This is a genomic window from Vibrio sp. M260112 (genome assembly GCF_036533775.1).
In the GTDB taxonomy this organism is placed as follows: domain Bacteria; phylum Pseudomonadota; class Gammaproteobacteria; order Enterobacterales; family Vibrionaceae; genus Vibrio.
On the sequence record NZ_JATABH010000150.1, the window covers coordinates 1 to 1,290 of the forward strand.

The window sequence follows — 1,290 nt, forward strand, 5'->3', positions numbered from 1 at the left end:
GGTTCATCGCGGATAAGCGGGAACTCAAAACAAAAACGGTAGAAAGTGATAGAGTTTTATCGCCAAACAAAACCTACACAAACTACCGTTTTCATGCCGAATAATACTTTCCTATTGTCATTCTGGGAAGGCTTTCAGATCGTAAAGTCTCATAAAACTGACTCATTAATATCTATCACCCTAATTCCTGACTCAGTTGCATGCTGCCCTTGCGGTAGAGCCTCTGAGTCTATCCACGATACTCAATGGCGAACGCTTAAAGAAGCGATGATCCTTGGCACACCTGTCGAGTTACTCGTCCAGACTCGACGTATCAAATGCTCTAGCTGTGGCATTAAAACCGAAGCTATCTCTTGGGTTAAGCCATACTCTCGCCTCACTAACCGGCTGATTGAATACATAGAAAAGCTACTACCACTTTTACCCATCAAGCATATTTCTGAGCTTACTGGAGTGCACTGGCACACCATTAAAGAGGTGGATAAGCAACGCTTAAAGCGTGTGGTTCCTGATGTTCCATGGAGTCAGTTGCGTCAAATCGTCATGGACGAATTTGCCATATTCAAGGGGCATCGTTATGCCACGGTTGTCGCAGATGCACAAACGCACCAAGTGCTCTGGATTGGTCTAGGTAGAGCACGCAAGGACATACGTCCCTTCTTTGAAACTCTTGGAGAATACGCTCAAAATATCGAAGTTGTGGCAATGGATATGAACACAGCTTTTGACCTAGAAGTCCAAGCTCATTGTCCTAATGCCCGTATCGTTTATGACCTCTTTCATGTCGTCGCTAAGTTTGGTCGAGAAGTGATGGATAGAGTCCGAGTTGATCAAGCGAATCAACTGAAAGATGACAAAAATGCTCGGCGTTGGATCAAACGCTCCCGTTGGGTGCTACTGAAAAATCAAGAGAACTTAAACACTAAGCAACAGAGTTATCTGGATGAGATACTTGCGGTCAATCGTGACTTAATGGTGACCCATTTGCTAGGAGCTCAACTCAAAGAGCTCTGGTATTGCAGCTCGGAGAAACAGGCTAATGATCTCTGGGAGGTGTGGTGGCAACAGGTCCATGAAAGTGGGATCAAACCGCTCATAAACTTTGCTAGAAAACTGAAACCCTATCTTCATGGGATAGTGGCGTCAGCTTCGTATCATCTAAATACATGTACCTTGGAAGGGATCAATAACAAGATTAAGCTAATAAAAAGAATGGGCTATGGATACCGAGATACGGAATACTTCTTTATGAAGATAAAAGCGGCTTTCCCCGGAAAGCCGCGATGAACC

At 44.4% G+C, this 1,290-nt stretch carries 1 protein-coding gene; it reads left to right on the forward strand.

Annotation, left to right across the window (positions count from 1 at the left end):
* Positions 1-93: 93 nt before the first annotated feature.
* Positions 94-1,287 carry an ISL3 family transposase gene (locus QTN95_RS20720; protein WP_331418859.1) on the forward strand — a complete coding sequence of 398 codons (1,194 nt, stop codon included), beginning with the start codon at positions 94-96 and terminating at the stop codon, positions 1,285-1,287.
* Positions 1,288-1,290 lie beyond the last annotated feature (3 nt).

What these genes read in the sequence shown, in the direction of transcription:
- QTN95_RS20720 (WP_331418859.1), top strand. Translation starts at nt 94, where the DNA reads ATGCCGAATAATACTTTCCTATTGTCATTCTGGGAAGGCTTTCAGATC.